The organism is Micromonospora sp. NBRC 110009 (assembly GCF_030518795.1).
Taxonomy (GTDB): Bacteria; Actinomycetota; Actinomycetes; order Mycobacteriales; family Micromonosporaceae; genus Micromonospora.
This window is the reverse complement of sequence record NZ_CP130427.1, coordinates 6,778,242-6,792,440: the sequence shown is the minus strand read 5'-3', so window position 1 is coordinate 6,792,440 and position 14,199 is coordinate 6,778,242. Positions and strand designations below refer to the sequence as shown.

Below are 14,199 nucleotides of genomic sequence, written 5' to 3'. Positions count from 1 at the left end.
CATGCCGCTGGGCCACCGGACTACTGGGGGTCAAGGTGTCGGTTCGAATCCGGCCGTCCCGACGCAGGTCAGAGGCCATTCGGGATCTTCCGGATGGCCGTTTCTGATCTTGTACAGCAGTGAAGTACAGCAACGGCTCATTGGTCGAGGCTCTCGCAGGGGCTTCTCGGGTGGCCTTGGACGAGACCTGGCTGTAGATCTCCATGGTGATCGAGAAGTCGGCGTGTCTCAGGATCGCCATCGCGATCCGCGGATGCACGTCCAGGTCGACCAGCAGGGAACCGCAGATGCGTCGGGCGTCGTGGACGGTGATCTTAGGGGCGCCGGCGCTGGCGATGCGGCTGTCGTAGGAGCGGTTGAAGTTCCGCGGCTCGACCGGTAGCCCCGTAGCGGGTCGTGAAGGCCATGCCGGTGTCGTGCCACGCATCGCGGGCCTTCTCTCTGGCCGCTTCCTGTTGGCGGTAGCGGCGCCGCAGCGCGGTGACGCAGATGGCCGGCAGCGGCAGGGAAGCGTCGGCCTCCTCGGTCTTGCTGGTGCTGGCGCTGGTGGGCGTCGGACTCTGGTACGCGCTGCTGCGTCCCACCGTGAAGTCCCTGGCCGAGGAGGCTGCCCAGGAGCAGGTCGCCCCGGTGGCCCGGCAGGCCAGCGCCGCCGACACCCGAGCCCAGCAGGCGGACGACAAGGCCCAGCAGGCGGTCGACGCGGTCGCGCCCGGGGCCAGCCCGTCGCCGACCCCCACCGTCCGTCCGGGCGTGCCGGCCATCCCCGACGGTGGGCAGTCGTCCAGCCGGCGGCTGTCGGTCACCGCCGGGGCCGGCGCCATCGGCACCGACCGGTACACCGTGCCTTCCCGTCGGGTCTTTGTGCTGACCGACATCTTCCTGCAGAACCCGCAGGGCGACGAGGGGCGCCTCGACCCTGGTGGTCGACGGCAGGACGGTGCTGACCCGGACGCCCTTTCGCGTCGCCCGACGTGGTCGTCTTACCAGCTCGCCAGACCTTCTTCCGCGCTCCGACACCCGAGGCTCGGATGCGCCGCGTCAGCCCATGTGCTGGTCGTCAGACGTCACGAACGTCCGCAGATGGTCAACCGCCGCAGAGAGCGCGTCCTGTAGGGGGCCGATGTCCCGGGCGACCTGAGCGAGGAGCATGCCGCCTTGATACGCCGCGAGGAACATGTCGGCGAGCCGCGCGGGGTCGGCGGACGCGTCGATGCGGCCGAGTTGCCGCATGCGATCGAGCCCGACGCGGAAGATCTCGCGCCACTGCGCGAACACCTCCGCGAGCCGGTCGTGCACGTCGAGATCGGTCTTGACGATCTCGCTCGCGAGCGAGCCGAGGCTGCAGCCGTCCTCGAACGGGCGCCCCGAGAGGACGTAGAAGTCCGTCCAGTCCTGGAACGCCTCGACGGTGTCGAAGTTGGCAAACCGTTCGCTGCGATGGAAGCCGAGGACGCTGTCGGCATGCCAGTCGATGACCGCCAGGACGAGGCTCTCCTTGGTGGGGAAGTAGTGACTCAGCTGCGATCCACTCACGCCTGCAGCGCGGCGGACGAGCTCGTTGTTGGTTGCGTGGACCCCTTTGGCGTAGATCAACGCGGCCGCGTGCTCCAGTATTCGCTCGCGCGTGGCCTGGCCCTTGGGAGTGAGCTTCTGGGCTGCATCCGCCCCGTTGTTCGCCTGCATGTAGTCAACCTAACACAAAATGGGCTTGGCAACCCATTTTCGATGGTGTTCACTCAAGCGAGTGGACCACACAGTCCGGCGGCGGCACGCGGAGGTTGATCATCGTGTCTCGCCTGACCGCTCCCGCGCCCGCCGACACCCCCGCTGCTCACCTGCATGTCATCGACATAACACGAACTGGGCTTGACAACCCATTTTTGATGGTGTTCACTCAAGCGAGTGGACGAAATAGTCCAGTAACGTCACGCGGAGGTTCATCACCATGTCTCGCCTGACCGCTCCCACGCCCGCCGACATCGACGCGAAGACGCAGGGCGCCCTCGACGCCATCGCGAAGCAGTTCGGCTTCGCGCCCAGCATGTTCACCACGCTCGCCGCGAACCCGACCGTGCTCGAGATCGTGATGGGCCTGCAGGGCAGCATCGCGAAGCTCCTGGACGCGAAGACGCGCCACACGATCGCCCTCGCGGTCTCTCAGTCGAACGGCTGCCGCTACTGCCAGGCACTCCACGGTTTCATCTCGTCGAACCTCGGCGGTATGTCGGCGGAGGAGATTGAGCTCGCCCGCACGGGCACGTCCAGCGACCCGAAGCGCGCCGCCGTCGCGAAGTTCGCGCAGCACGTGATCGAGACGCGTGGCCAGGTCAGCGACGAGGACCTCGCAGCGATCCGCGAGGTCGGGTATATCGACCCGGAGATCCAGGCGATCGTCACGATCGTGGTCGTCACCCTGCTCACGAACTACCTCAACAACGTCAGCGACACCGTCGTCGACGTCCCCGGCGCCGACCACCAGTCGGCCTGACTTTCCTCTCCACCCGCCGTTCAAACGAAAGAAAGCACGACGTTGAATCTCGACAAGCTGATCACGAAGCACCTCACCCGCTACTTCGACCCGAGCAAGAGGATCCCGGAGGAGACGTTCCAGCAGCTGCTGCGTTACCTGCGCACCTCGCCGACGACGATCAACATCCAGCCGAACCGTTTCCACGTGCTGGAGACGCAGGATGGCAAGGACAAGCTCGCGGACGCACTGGTCGGCCGCTTCGCGGACAACGCGGAGAAGGTGCGCAACGCGTCGCACGCCATCGTCTTCACAACGCGCAAGGACATCCCCGACACGCACCTGCAGGAGATCTTCGAGAAGGAGCGCGCCGACGGGCGCTTCGCCGACCCGGAGATCCAGAAGGGATGGGAGGCGGGCGCCTCCAACTTCGTGGAGATCCAGACGGAGAACTATGGCGGGGACGTGCTCCACTGGCTTGAGAAGAACACCTACCTCGTCGTCGGCGCCACGATGATGGCCGCGGCATCCCTCGGGGTGGACGCGACGCCGCTCGAGGGCTTCGACCGCACGACCGTGGACGCGGCCTTCGACCTGACCGACACCGACTACACGACCACGCTGCTTCTGGTGCTCGGCTACCCCGACGAGGCTCGGGTCTCCCGCCAGCCGGTCTCGCGGTTCGACGCGGAGAAGATCTTCACGCACATGTGACGGACGGGGCGGCCATCGGACCGCGGTGCCGGCCCCGTTCACTTCGACTCGGTTGCCGGGCGTCCGCACCTCCTCGACGGACGCAAGGCAAGCGACCCTAAGGACTTCGAGGAGGTCAAGATGCAGATTGATAAGGCAGTGCAGGATCGAGCCGCGGCCCGCGCCGCCGAGCTTCCCGGCTCCGAGCACACACACCAGTTCACCGGCGACTGGGAGGTATGGAAAGTCGGCGGCAAGGTGTTCATGCTGCAGACGTCCATGCCCGGCGAGCCCGTCGTGATCCTGAAAGCGGATCCATCCGACGCGGAGGCGCTCCGCGCAGCTCACGCGAGCATCTCGCCCGGCTACCACATGAACAAGAAGCACTGGATCACGGTGCGGGCGGGTGCGGACGTCGAGCCCGCGCTTGTCGACAATCTCGTGACCGAGTCGTACCTCCTCGTCGTCGCCGGCCTGCCGAAGCAGAGCCGTCCCGTCGATCCCGCTTCGTTCCGCGTCCCGCCCTCCGCCGACTGATCACGCTGACGCCGACCGCGCACAGAGCGCTGTTGCCCCTCATCCGAGCAGCGCCCGCACCGGCGCATGGCGCCCCTGCGTGGCCGGGCCGCAACGACGAGGACCTCACCGTCGGCGTCCTCATCGAGGCACACGTCCTCGACGCGGCTGCTGGAACATCCGCCCACGTGGCACGTCGGCCGCACCGATGTCGGCAGGTTCGGGGGAATGGACGATGGACTCCGCGTCCCCTGACCCGGTGCCGGCGCCGGTGACCACGATTGCCTGGCGGCTGGCGCACATCATCGTCTCCTGCCTGGCAATCGGGTCGGATGGCACTTCGGCGGCCAGGACGTCGACTCCCAGACATTCGCCTACGCGGGGACACCTGACGAGGCGCTAAAACAGCTCGATGAGATGTATGGGAGATGGAACGCGGGGGTCCGCGAGCTATCGGACGCTGACCTGGAGAATCCGCCCACGGTGGGTCCCGAGCGGTTTCCCATGGAGGGCATCGTCCTGCACGTCAACAGGGAGCTGATCCATCACGGCGCCGAGATTTCCCTGCTGCGCGACCTCTACCGCTGGCAGGATTGATCGAGGCTCTCGCCGAGCTTCCGCAGGGCTTCCCGCGTGGCCTGCCTGGGCACGTTGATGAGGGCAAGATCTTTGTCGTCGTGGTCAAACCGGCCGTGACCAGGGCGGACATCATTGTCGGCACCTGCAGGGCTAGCAGGCCCAAAAAGCGGCGCACAGAGCCGACGAGCACGAGACATACGGAGGCACCCATGAAGGCAATCGTCGCGATGGATCAGGCCGCGGAAGCAGCCGGGATCACACTCGCGGAGCGGCCTGAGCCGACGCCGGCGATCAACGACGTCGTCGTTGAAGTCCACGCGTCGGGCTTCGTCCCCGCGGAGTGGGAGTGGCCCTCGACGTGGGTCGATCGCTCCGGTCACGATCGCGCCCAGGCGATCATCGGCCACGAGTTCGCCGGAGTGGTCTCCTCCCTCGGCTACGGCACCACGGGACTCTCGCTGGGACAGCGGGTGTTCGGGATCACGGACTGGCACCGCGATGGAACGCTGGCTGAGTACGCGGCCGTGGAGGCACGCAACCTTGCGCCGCTGCCGGGGAACGTCGACTTCACGGTGGGTGCGAGTCTGCCGATCTCCGGCCTGACCGCGTGGCAGGGCCTGTTCCAGCACGGTCGTCTTCAGGCGGGGCAGAGCGTCCTCGCACACGGCGCCGCCGGCGCCGTCGGATCAGTGGTGACGCAGCTCGCCCGGGAGTTCGGCGCCTACGTCATCGGTACCGGTCGGGCGGCGGACCGCCAGGCAGCGCTCGATTTCGGCGCGAACGAGTTCCTCGACCTCGACCACGAGGATCTCGACGACATCGGCGGGGTCGACCTGGTCTTCGATGTCATCGGCGGTGATATCCAAAGGCGTTCGGCGAGCATCATCCGGCCTGGCGGGACGCTGGTGTCGGTGGTCGGACCTGTTGAGGCTCGCCCTGTCGACGCCTTGGCGGTCGACTTCGTCGTCGAGTCCGTTCCGAGTCAGCTGGTGGAGATCGTCGACCGGGTGCGAGACGGGCGCCTTCGCACGCACATCGGAACAGTCGCGACTCTCGACGACGCCATCCCCGCGCTCAACCCGACCGAGCGGCGCAAGGGCAAGACCGTCATTCGCGTCCGCCCCTGAGCGCCCTGGAATAGGCCAACAGCGCAGTCATGCTGACGCCCCACTGACGAGATCGGCACCCGACCCGACGCCGACGACGTCAGTGGGGCCGCTCAGTGCGCCCGCCACAGCCACGGCCGCGCCCGACCCGGACACGGCCACCGCTCCACCTGCGGCTCCGGCGGCCCCATCCGAGAAGATCCTGGACACCTCGTTCGAGTATCAGATCAACTTCTACTACTGCGGCCCGGCCGCGGTGCACAACGCCCTGACTGCCGCCGGCATCGACGTCAGCCAGGAGAAACCCGCCAGCGGGCTGGGCACCACGGTCCACGGCACGGATTCCGCCTTCGACACGACCCGCATGCTCAACGGCGCGATCGGCGCCGACGTGTACCAGACGACGGAAATCACGGGTCAGGAAGCCACACCCGCTCAGATGGACCAACTGCAGGCTGACGTCGTGTATGCGATCAGCAGCGGCCGTGCCGTGGTGGCCAACATCATCGGCGGCGCGACCGACGCCAGCGGCGTCCGGCACGACTTCTTGGGTGGCCACTACGTCACCCTCGTCGGCTACAGCGACGACGGGCCTGCCGTGAAGGTCGCCGACGCCTCCGGCATGTACGGCTCCAACACCTACTGGATGAGCACGATCGACATGGCCAACTGGGTCGCCACCCGCGGCTACTCCGCCTGACCGCACCACGCCGCCGAGAGTGCTACTCGCGGAGTGTGCCCTATCTAGGAGCACGGTAGGCACGGATCCGTCGTACGACAGTTCGGCGGACCCGGCCGCCTCCTTGATCCGCTCCTCTGATCATTTCCCTAGCCACCCACCGGGCAAGCCTCATACCCGGCGCGATCCTGCCCGTTGACGGCCCACGCGTCGCCGTCTGAGCCCTACTGGGGCGGCTGCAGTGCAGGCCGCTCCTCGTTGTTCAAACACCTGGAGACTGAGCCGACAGGTGTGTCCTACGGTTCGTCGACTCGCACGATGGTGGCGAGTACGTCGTTGAACGCTTCGGTCGAGCTCGGGTGGGTGTAGACGGCGTCGCGGAGTTCGGCTGCCTTGATCCCGTGCCGCATGGCGAGTGCGACCGTGTTGATCAGTTCCTGCGCGTCGACGCTCAGCAGGGCGGCGCCGAGAATCTCGTCTGTTTGGGCGTCGATCACGAACTTCATCAGGCCGCGGGTCTCCTCGACGGCGTAGGCCCGGGGCATCGCCACGATCGATGAACGAGCGGGGCGAGCTTGCCCCGCCGAAGCGAGCCGACGCCCGGCGGGGTGAGCAGACCCGTCAGAAATCGACTGCGCGCCCCCTCACCGGCGTCGAGCCGGTGAAGGACGCGCACAGTGCGCTTCTGAGAGCTTTACTTGGATTCGATTCGGCCCAGTGGACCGGTGCTGTTGGTCAACTCGGCGCTCGCCGCGGCCCAACTGACGTCTCCGGGGTAGAGCGCGCTGCGCAGGTAGGCCCATGTGAGCCGCTGGATCCAGGCGACGCGTTCGGGGTTCTCGTCGGTCGTTTCCGTGACGGTGTAGCCGGGGATTCCGCCAAGGGAGTGTTCTGCCTCGAACAGGGTGAGCAGGCTCTTGGGACCGGGGCTCAAGTGGTACGAGTCGGTGAACCAGTCCGGCCCCCGGACCGTCAGGGGGGACTGGTCCTTGTCGCCCGCGATCACGAGGGCTGGCGTGGTCATGTCGGCGAAGCTCGGGCTCATGAAGGGGAAGTGCTCGGCGGCGAACGGGCTCAGGTCGGCTCCGCCCGTGCCGGTCGTGGACAGCAGTACAGCCACCTTGACCCGCGAGTCGGACATGTCCTCGCCGGGGACGCCGTCGGCATCGAGGACTCGCGCGCCCAGCAGCATACTCGCCGTCTGGCCGCCCCAGGAGTGGCCGGCCGCGGCGATGCGGCTTCGATCGAGGCGGCCGCTGAGCCCGGGTACGGCGGCGTCGATGAGGTCGAGCTGGTCGAGTATGCGCCTGAGGTCCGCGACGCGGAAACGCCAGATCTCGGGGTAACGAGGATCGTCAGGCGTGATGTTCAGCGTCCTGGAGTCGAGGTGTGTGGGCTGAACCACCACGAACCCGCGGGCTGCCCAGAAGTCGACCAGCGGGGCGTAGCCGTTCATCGACCAGCCGAAGCCGTGCGAGAAGACGATGATGGGTAGTTCGTGCCCGGTCGTGGGGGCGGACACTCGCACCTGCAGGTCCTCGCCACGGCCTGGAGCGGGCAGCACCACTGGACTGACCGAGACGACCGGGGTGGGGCCGCCGGCGCCTTCATCGAGGTGGGGCATGGGTGTTTCTCCTTGAGGGGTGAACCGAGTTGGTGTTGCGCGGTTTGGAGATGGGTCGCCTGCCGTGACATCATGAACAAGCGGAACCGTGTTCCATTAAGACGATACGGAGCACTGTTCCGTTTACCAAGGGATGTGACGGAGGTAACGACGCAGTGCCCGACACCGACAGCGGATCAGGGGCGTCAGCATCACGGAAACGGGCCGACGCCCGGCGCAACGAGCAGAGCCTGCTCGACGCGGCCGGCGCAGCTTTCCTCGCATCCGGCGTCAATGTGCCGGTACGCGACATTGCCGCCAGAGCCGGCGTCGGCGTCGGCACGATCTACCGCCACTTCCCGACGCGAGCTGATCTCATCGTCGCCGTCTACCGGCATCAGGTCGAGGCCTGCGCCGAGGCCGGTCCGGCCCTGCTGAGGACCAGCGGCACCCCGCACACCGCCCTGGCCCGATGGATCGACCTCTTCGTCGACTTCCTGGTCACCAAGCACGGCCTCGCCGAGGCGCTGCAGTCCGACGATGCCACCTTCGAGACCCTCCACGCCTACTTCCTCAACCGCCTCGTCCCCGTGTGCACCCGGTTGCTCGACGCCGCCGCCACGGCGGGCGAGATTCGCCCCGACGTGGAGGCCTACGAACTGATGCGCGGCGTCGGCAATCTCTGCATCGGCGCGGGCCGCGACCCGCGCTACGACGCGCGCCGGATGGTCGGACTCCTCATCGCAGGACTACGCCTCCACTGGTGAGGAACAACCGCGAGTTCCGCACGTCGCATGCCGGCAGCGCGAACCGTGCCTGCGTACGCCCATAGCCGCATTGCGGGCGGGTGTAGGCGAGGTGGATCATGCCGTCGCCTGTCTGCCGCAAGTAGGGGTAGGAGAAATCTGCGCCGGGTTCGGATTCGACGTCGACGTGGTTCGTCCACGTCTTGCCCTGGTCGGTCGAGAGGGAGAGGCGAAGGATGTTCCTACCAGTGGTGATGGGTTGTAGGCCAGGACGAGGTCACCGTTGTCGAGCTTGAGCAACGCAACGCGCGCGTTGTTGTTCGGCAACTGCGTCGGTTCCGCGGGCGTCCAATGACGGCCGTAATCGAACGATTCGGTCTGGTAGATGGCCCCGTCCCGGGTACGCAGATAGGCCAGCAGATGTCCAGGGTCGAGCTCGACCGTGGCCGGCTGGATCGCCCGTTAGGCGAGCGGGGCCAGTCTGCGTCGTTGCCGGACGGGGTAGGCACCCAGGTGGAGTAGTTGTCGCTGGGGATGTGCCACCCGGCCGCCCAGCGCGCTTCGCTGTAAATGGGCACGATTACCTCGCCGTTGGACATCCGAAACGGCGGTGTGCCGAAGAGCCAGCCCCACTCCAGGCGGATCTGTTCGGGCGCCGACCAGGTAGCGCCGTTGTCGTACGAGCGGATCAGCCGTAGGTCGACTTCAGTCCACTCATCCCCCGAATCGTGGAAAAGAACAGGTACGTAGCATTATCGTCCGCCCAAAGCACGGCGTTGCCGTCCGGCTGATCGGGCTCGTCGAAGATGACACGTGGCTCTGTCCATGTTTTCGACCCCACCGACAGGCGGCTCATATATGGGGCTACGTCAGTGGCCTTCTCGCGGGTGCCAGCGTAAAAGAGTAAAGGAGGTCGCCGTTGGGTGCCTTTTGGAGGGATGCGACGCGCACTGCTGGGTAGTTCGGATCTTGTGGGTGGATGTCCTGGCGGCATGCGTAAGCGCGAAAGACATCGCTCTGTCCTGGTGGTTGCTGCCTGGGCCGCCCCGCCTGGCATTCGACGTTCTGCGTTGACACCAAGCTCAACGTGCACCACTCCGCCCCAGGGTGCCGGCGCATCACCACCTACTGCGGCGCGCCCAGCAATTCCGTTTTGACGCCGCGGCGGATCAGCAACGAGGTTGGCGGCCAAGCGGCGAAGAAACCGATGATTAACCCGACCTGGATAATGAGCCAAAACACCGGACTACTAGGTCGCAGGGTCTCGTGGAAAACAAGAAAATGCATTAGCGCCAGCCAACCTAATAGGGCGAGCTCGAAGACGGACACGGTCAGCAGGTCCGCCCTGAAAAATTTCCGCATTGCGGCCCACGCTCTTCGACCACCCGTGTGAGCCTCAGCAGAGTAGCGAAATGCAACGCCTATGGCCACTGCGCCTACATAGTCGCCGACGACTTCCGGCCACACTGCGCTGCCGAATATTTCGAGGCCAACGCCGTAGGTGATAGGCGTAGCAATGATGACACCCAGAGTGCAGTGCGTCGCACAATGATAAGTTTGGATTATCGTAGGAGCATGTCGCGACCTCCTGGGCGGGTTGCCGTGCCGGTCCAGCCACCGGGGAGACTGGGGTCTACCCCACTTTCTGTAGGCCAGGACGGCTGCTGGGCCAAGGTAGAGGGCGGTCGCCGGCCAGACTATCTCCATGACCTTGACCGGCTGGCGATATCCAAAAACAAATTGGTCAACAACGACAACGGCGGTGCTGGCCAACACCACAAAGAGCACAGCCCACGAAAGCATCACGAGCCACGTCGGTTGCACAATCATCTCCGTTCACTCCAGGGCACCCGATGCAATGCCGGTGGCGGCGGATCTGATGAACTCCGCCACCAGGTGAGGAAGGCGACCAAGATGCCGTCTCAAACATGAGAGCACATCGGCCGGTGAGGCATCTCGGTCAGCGTGATCCGCATACGCGCAGCGGCGTGTGTGGCTGGCGCCAGCGGGTAAGGGTCCGCCAGCACGCCGACCGTCGACACAGCGACTAGGAGCGAGCGATGGGCACACGACGCGCCTCGGCCGATGACCTCGCTTCCGTAAGCTTCTCAGTCCTGCGCTGCGCACTGGCCACGAACATCTTGTGGATCGGTGCGCTCAAGTTCCAGCAGTACGAGGTCGAAAATGACGAGCCCCTGGTCACCTCGAGTCCGCTGTTCTCGCGATTCCGCGAGAAGCTGGGCGCCCAAAAGCTCAACCGACTCATCGGGGTCACGGAGATCACCGTGGGCTCTCTGATCGCCGCGAAGCCGCTTGCGCCTAGAGCGTCGGCGATCGGTAGTTTCGGGGCGGTGGGGATGTTCCTCACCACGCTCAGTTTCCTGGCCACGACGCCCGAGGCTCGGCAGAAAGGGCAGGGGATTTTCAGCCTTTCCCAGCTGGGGCAATTCCTGTTGAAGGACACAGTGCTCCTCGGTGCCGCTCTCCTGACAGCTGCCGAGTCGCTGCGCGCCGCCCGCCACCGATAGTCCGCCGTAAGGCACTCGGAGCGCTGGAAGCGTAGGACGAATGAAAGCGCCTGCGCCGATGCAAGACAACGGCTGTGGGCCCGTCACCGCCCGGCCGCCTTTCAGCAAAGAGGCAGCAACCCACGGCACCGCCACAGCCCTCGGCCGCCCGGCCGACGCTCGCGACCTGCGTATTGTCGGCTCCGCCTGAAAACATTCTGGTCGGGCTTAAAGGGGCGGTGCCCATCCTGCTCGGCACCTTCATCCTTACCGCCGACCTGGAGCAGGATCTGCGGCTTTTCGACATCATCTTCGCCGTGGTCGCCTTCTCGATCGTGGTGCAGGGCGGACTCGTCCCGCTGGTCGCCCGCTGGTGTGCCGATGCGCACCATCCCGCTGGAACCATGGGCGGTCGGCATCCGGGTGTAGGGCGAACCGGCGGGCTTGCGGCACTACACGATCGAAAGGGCGCCCGGGCCCGACCGCCGCCCACTTTTCGAGCTGAGCCGCGACGAAGGTGTGTGGGTCAGCCCGGTGGCCCGCGACGGCGAACAGCTCCGGCTCGGCCGGGAGACCGTGCTGCGCCGGTGACGAGGTGCTGGTGGCCGAGGGTGAGCGGACCGCTGACGAGGTGTTCGGGCGCCCGGCGCGGTGATGCCGTTTCGTCGCACAGAGCGCGGGTACCGGCCTGGTGGCAGATGGCGGCAGAGGGAAGGGGAACGTCATAAATCTCAGTCGGCTCGGTGACGTGCTGGTTGGTACGGCCGGCGACCTCGCCGGCACTGTGGTGGATCCCCGGGAGGGTTTCGGCAAGGTTTGTTCCGTCCTGTCCATCCGGGTCGTGACCACCGTAGGCCTGGGCCTGCTGCTCGGCTACGCCCTGGCCCGGTCCCGGCGACGTGCCTGACCGACCGGGCCACCGGCCGCGACGCCAGCAGCCGGGTGATCTCCGCGGCGGCCGGGTGCCGCCGGCGGACGAGCGATGAGCATGTTCGCGGAGCTGATCGGCGAGCCGGGCCGACTGGGCTGGATCGCGGCCAAGGCGTTCCTGCTCTACGTCACTGCCGTGGTAGGGATGCGCGCCGCCGGTCGGCGCACCCTCGCCGAGTTGTCCCCGTACGACTTCGTGGCCGCCATCGCCGTGGGCGCCATCGTCGGGCGGCTGCCGACCGCACCCGACGCCAGCTACCTCGCCGGCGCGGTGACCTTGCTCGTCATCCTGGCCACCCACGCGCTGATCACCCGGCTCCGGCTGACCCGTATCGGGCGGCGGATGCTCGAGCAGGGGCCAGTGGTGGTGATCGCACGCGGGCAGGTCCGGCACGACGAGCTGCGCCGCATGGGGATGACTCGAGGCGACCTCGACGCGCTGCTCCGCCAGCACGGGGTGAGCGATCCGCGCGCCGTACGGCTCGCCGTGCTGGAGGGGCGGGGACGGCTTTCCGTGCTGACCGGCGACGAGGACGCCTGAGCGTCAGCTCGTGCGAGCCGAAATCGGACGGGTCGGCCGGTTGCCGTCCGGAGGGCAGGGTAGCCCCCGGACCGTCCGCCCTGGACCCGGTCTATCCGGTGATCTTCTGAAGATCGGCCGCGATGGGAAGGTCGCCAACCGGCCTATCTACCTGGCCTTGGCCGTCACCGTGGACTGCACCCGGGACATCCTCGGCCTGTGGGCCGGCGACGGTGGCGAAGGCGCCAAGTTCTGGCTGCAGGTCCTCACCGAGCTCAAGAACCGGGGCGTCGCGGATGCGTGCATGGTGGTCTGCGACGGGCTCAAAGGCTTGCCGGATCCGATCGCCGACGTGTGGCCGGAAGCGGTCGTGCAAACCTGTGAGATCCACCTGCTGCGGGCCTCGTTCTGGTATGCCGGCCGGCAGCACTGGGACGCCGTCGCCAAAGCCCTGCGGCCGGTCTACACCGCGCCGACCGAAGCCGCCGCCCGAGCCCGGTTCACCGACCTCCGTGACAGAACGGGGGACACGTTCCGGCTAGTAACTAGCCGGGTCGTGAGGGCGGCTCGGGTGGGCGCCCCCGGGCGCGGGCTGCGTCGGTTACGGCGATCCCAGCCAGGACGATGGCAGCGGCGGCGGCGACCAGCACTGGCGGCAGGAAGATCGTTGCCGGGGAGATGGCGGCGAGCACGAGGATCCCGGCCACGCGGTCTCTGGACACCCGGCCGAACACCGTGTGCTCGAAGATGGCCCGTCCGGCGAGGAACAGTGCGGGTCCGCCGAGGATGACGGCGGCCCACGCCGGTGGGGTGTGCCCGAACGGGTGATCGATGACGAGCTCGTCGCCGACGGCGATCGCGACGATGCCGGCGACCATGACCGGGTGGGCGGATATCGCCGACACGGCAACCCGAAGCGGATCGGGGGCGACGGCGACGGCGGCGCCCAGCACCTCCCCGGCACGGTAGATGTAGATCCGCCAGAGCAGCGCCGTGGTCGCGAACGCCACCACGGCCGCCGCGCTGCGGTTCGCCTCGAAGCCGTCGCTGGTGAACGCCAGCCCCGTGACCAGGATCAGCTCGCCGAGCGCGATGATGAAGAACTGCCGCTGCCGCTCCGCCAGGAACTCGCCCGAGATCGCAAACTCCGCCGCGCTCGCGCGGCCCATCCTCGGCGTGGGCCAGCCGAGTCTGGGCACCGTCCAGTCAACGGCCAGCGCCAGCGACCACAGCACCCCCCGCGGCCATCCCTGCACGAAGGCACCTGCGAGCCAGGGCACGGCCGACACGCCGTACCAGAACAGCAGCCGCATCTCGGTAGGCTGCCGCTCGTCGCCCCGCGTAATGATCACGAGAACGAGGGCGCGGCCTACCTGGACGGCGACGTACGTGCCGGCGAAGAGCGGGCCATGTGCGCCGAATGCCTCAGGTGCCGCGGCCGCCAGCACCATGCTGCCGAACATGCACCCGATGATCAGCAGATGTATCGCCGGCCGTCGGGGGTCGAACCTGTCGCTTACCTCCGACGTCCCGGACCACACCCGCCACACAGCGAGCAGCAGCAGCACCGTCTGGATGGCGCCGCTCCAGTTCAGATGCGCCAGCAGCCCTTGCGAGAGCCGGAAGAGCGCGAAGACGAATACCAGGTCGAGGAACAGGTCCAGGAACGTCGCCCCATGCTCCTCCCGTTCCCGCAGCAGCCGGGCTGCGCCACCCGTCATCGGTTCGCCCCGTTTCTGCCGCTTCTGTCAGCCTCTGAAACAGTCGTACCACCCGGCAGCGCTGGTGGATGTGGATGTGCCGGCGCAGCCTGGGGTCGAATGCCCTCGCCTGTGGCGGGCGACGGTAGA

The 14,199-nt window shown here is 67.0% G+C and carries 17 protein-coding genes and 5 pseudogenes; 13 read left to right on the top strand and 9 right to left on the bottom strand.

Annotated features, from left to right (window positions below):
• Positions 1-160: 160 nt before the first annotated feature.
• Positions 161-533: pseudogene (locus Q2K19_RS33485) on the bottom strand (site-specific integrase); the annotation flags it as partial.
• Between Q2K19_RS33485 and Q2K19_RS32060 the strand changes: the two are divergent.
• Positions 490-1,116 carry a hypothetical protein gene (locus Q2K19_RS32060; protein WP_302766094.1) on the top strand — a complete coding sequence of 209 codons (627 nt, stop codon included), beginning with the start codon at positions 490-492 and terminating at the stop codon, positions 1,114-1,116. The pseudogene Q2K19_RS33485 and the gene Q2K19_RS32060 overlap by 44 nt on opposite strands.
• Here Q2K19_RS32060 and Q2K19_RS32055 read toward each other — a convergent pair.
• Positions 1,042-1,686 carry a TetR/AcrR family transcriptional regulator gene (locus Q2K19_RS32055; RefSeq protein ID WP_302766092.1) on the bottom strand — a complete coding sequence of 215 codons (645 nt, stop codon included), beginning with the start codon at positions 1,684-1,686 and terminating at the stop codon, positions 1,042-1,044. The two genes, Q2K19_RS32060 and Q2K19_RS32055, sit on opposite strands and share 75 nt — an antisense overlap.
• A 262-nt stretch (positions 1,687-1,948) precedes the next feature.
• On the opposite strand from Q2K19_RS32055, the gene Q2K19_RS32050 reads away from it, so the two are divergent.
• The 6 genes and pseudogenes from Q2K19_RS32050 to Q2K19_RS32025 all read left to right on the top strand — a co-directional run bounded on the left by Q2K19_RS32050 (position 1,949) and on the right by Q2K19_RS32025 (position 6,064).
• Positions 1,949-2,491 (top strand): carboxymuconolactone decarboxylase family protein, encoded by a 543-nt coding sequence (locus Q2K19_RS32050; RefSeq protein ID WP_302766090.1) that lies wholly within the window; start codon positions 1,949-1,951, stop codon positions 2,489-2,491.
• A gap of 42 nt (positions 2,492-2,533) precedes the next feature.
• A complete protein-coding gene (locus Q2K19_RS32045; protein ID WP_302766087.1) occupies positions 2,534-3,184 on the top strand; it encodes a nitroreductase family protein in 651 nt (216 codons plus the stop codon).
• Between the two features lie 120 nt (positions 3,185-3,304).
• Positions 3,305-3,700 carry an MmcQ/YjbR family DNA-binding protein gene (locus Q2K19_RS32040; RefSeq protein ID WP_302766085.1) on the top strand — a complete coding sequence of 132 codons (396 nt, stop codon included), beginning with the start codon at positions 3,305-3,307 and terminating at the stop codon, positions 3,698-3,700.
• A 136-nt stretch (positions 3,701-3,836) separates the two neighbouring features.
• Positions 3,837-4,276: pseudogene (locus Q2K19_RS32035) on the top strand (DinB family protein); the annotation flags it as partial.
• 191 nt (positions 4,277-4,467) lie between these two features.
• The gene (locus Q2K19_RS32030; protein ID WP_302766083.1) at positions 4,468-5,385 is read left to right on the top strand and encodes an NADP-dependent oxidoreductase; all 918 of its coding nucleotides are present in this window, start codon (positions 4,468-4,470) and stop codon (positions 5,383-5,385) included.
• 235 nt (positions 5,386-5,620) lie between these two features.
• A complete protein-coding gene (locus tag Q2K19_RS32025) occupies positions 5,621-6,064 on the top strand; it encodes a C39 family peptidase (protein ID WP_302766081.1) in 444 nt (147 codons plus the stop codon).
• A 275-nt stretch (positions 6,065-6,339) separates the two neighbouring features.
• Here the strand turns inward: Q2K19_RS32025 and Q2K19_RS32020 are convergent, their stop codons facing one another.
• Entirely contained in the window at positions 6,340-6,588 is a 249-nt protein-coding gene (locus Q2K19_RS32020) for a hypothetical protein (RefSeq protein ID WP_302766079.1), read from the bottom strand.
• Positions 6,589-6,737: 149 nt separating this feature from the next.
• Complete coding sequence (locus Q2K19_RS32015; RefSeq protein ID WP_302766077.1) at positions 6,738-7,667, bottom strand: alpha/beta hydrolase family protein; 930 nt, start codon at positions 7,665-7,667, stop codon at positions 6,738-6,740.
• Positions 7,668-7,822: 155 nt separating this feature from the next.
• Between Q2K19_RS32015 and Q2K19_RS32010 the strand changes: the two genes are divergently transcribed.
• Positions 7,823-8,413: a TetR/AcrR family transcriptional regulator gene (locus Q2K19_RS32010; protein WP_302766075.1), complete on the top strand. Its 591-nt coding sequence runs from the start codon at positions 7,823-7,825 to the stop codon at positions 8,411-8,413.
• On the opposite strand, the gene Q2K19_RS33480 is transcribed toward Q2K19_RS32010, so the two are convergent.
• The 4 genes and pseudogenes from Q2K19_RS33480 to Q2K19_RS32005 form a co-directional block, all read right to left on the bottom strand.
• A complete protein-coding gene (locus Q2K19_RS33480) occupies positions 8,385-8,630 on the bottom strand; it encodes an exo-alpha-sialidase (protein WP_368046164.1) in 246 nt (81 codons plus the stop codon). The genes Q2K19_RS32010 and Q2K19_RS33480 overlap by 29 nt on opposite strands.
• Positions 8,631-8,704: 74 nt before the next feature.
• A pseudogene (locus tag Q2K19_RS33475) lies at positions 8,705-8,800 on the bottom strand (hypothetical protein); the annotation flags it as partial.
• 158 nt (positions 8,801-8,958) lie between these two features.
• Positions 8,959-9,081: pseudogene (locus tag Q2K19_RS33470) on the bottom strand (hypothetical protein); the annotation flags it as partial.
• 436 nt (positions 9,082-9,517) lie between these two features.
• Complete coding sequence (locus Q2K19_RS32005; RefSeq protein WP_302772866.1) at positions 9,518-10,099, bottom strand: DUF4396 domain-containing protein; 582 nt, start codon at positions 10,097-10,099, stop codon at positions 9,518-9,520.
• Between Q2K19_RS32005 and Q2K19_RS32000 the strand changes: the two genes are divergently transcribed.
• The 5 genes and pseudogenes from Q2K19_RS32000 to Q2K19_RS31980 all read left to right on the top strand — a co-directional run.
• Positions 10,098-10,292 (top strand): hypothetical protein, encoded by a 195-nt coding sequence (locus tag Q2K19_RS32000; protein ID WP_302772921.1) that lies wholly within the window; start codon positions 10,098-10,100, stop codon positions 10,290-10,292. The two genes, Q2K19_RS32005 and Q2K19_RS32000, sit on opposite strands and share 2 nt — an antisense overlap.
• Positions 10,293-10,452: 160 nt before the next feature.
• Positions 10,453-10,920, top strand: coding sequence for a YkgB family protein (locus tag Q2K19_RS31995; RefSeq protein WP_302766074.1), 468 nt, complete (start codon positions 10,453-10,455; stop codon positions 10,918-10,920).
• 727 nt (positions 10,921-11,647) lie between these two features.
• Complete coding sequence (locus Q2K19_RS31990; protein ID WP_302766073.1) at positions 11,648-11,806, top strand: hypothetical protein; 159 nt, start codon at positions 11,648-11,650, stop codon at positions 11,804-11,806.
• 75 nt (positions 11,807-11,881) lie between these two features.
• The gene (locus Q2K19_RS31985; RefSeq protein WP_302766071.1) at positions 11,882-12,370 is read left to right on the top strand and encodes a DUF421 domain-containing protein; all 489 of its coding nucleotides are present in this window, start codon (positions 11,882-11,884) and stop codon (positions 12,368-12,370) included.
• Positions 12,371-12,488: 118 nt separating this feature from the next.
• Positions 12,489-12,884: pseudogene (locus tag Q2K19_RS31980) on the top strand (transposase); the annotation flags it as partial.
• 10 nt (positions 12,885-12,894) lie between these two features.
• On the opposite strand, the gene Q2K19_RS31975 reads toward Q2K19_RS31980, so the two are convergent.
• Positions 12,895-14,070: a low temperature requirement protein A gene (locus Q2K19_RS31975; RefSeq protein WP_302766070.1), complete on the bottom strand. Its 1,176-nt coding sequence runs from the start codon at positions 14,068-14,070 to the stop codon at positions 12,895-12,897.
• Between the last annotated feature and the right edge of the window lie 129 nt (positions 14,071-14,199).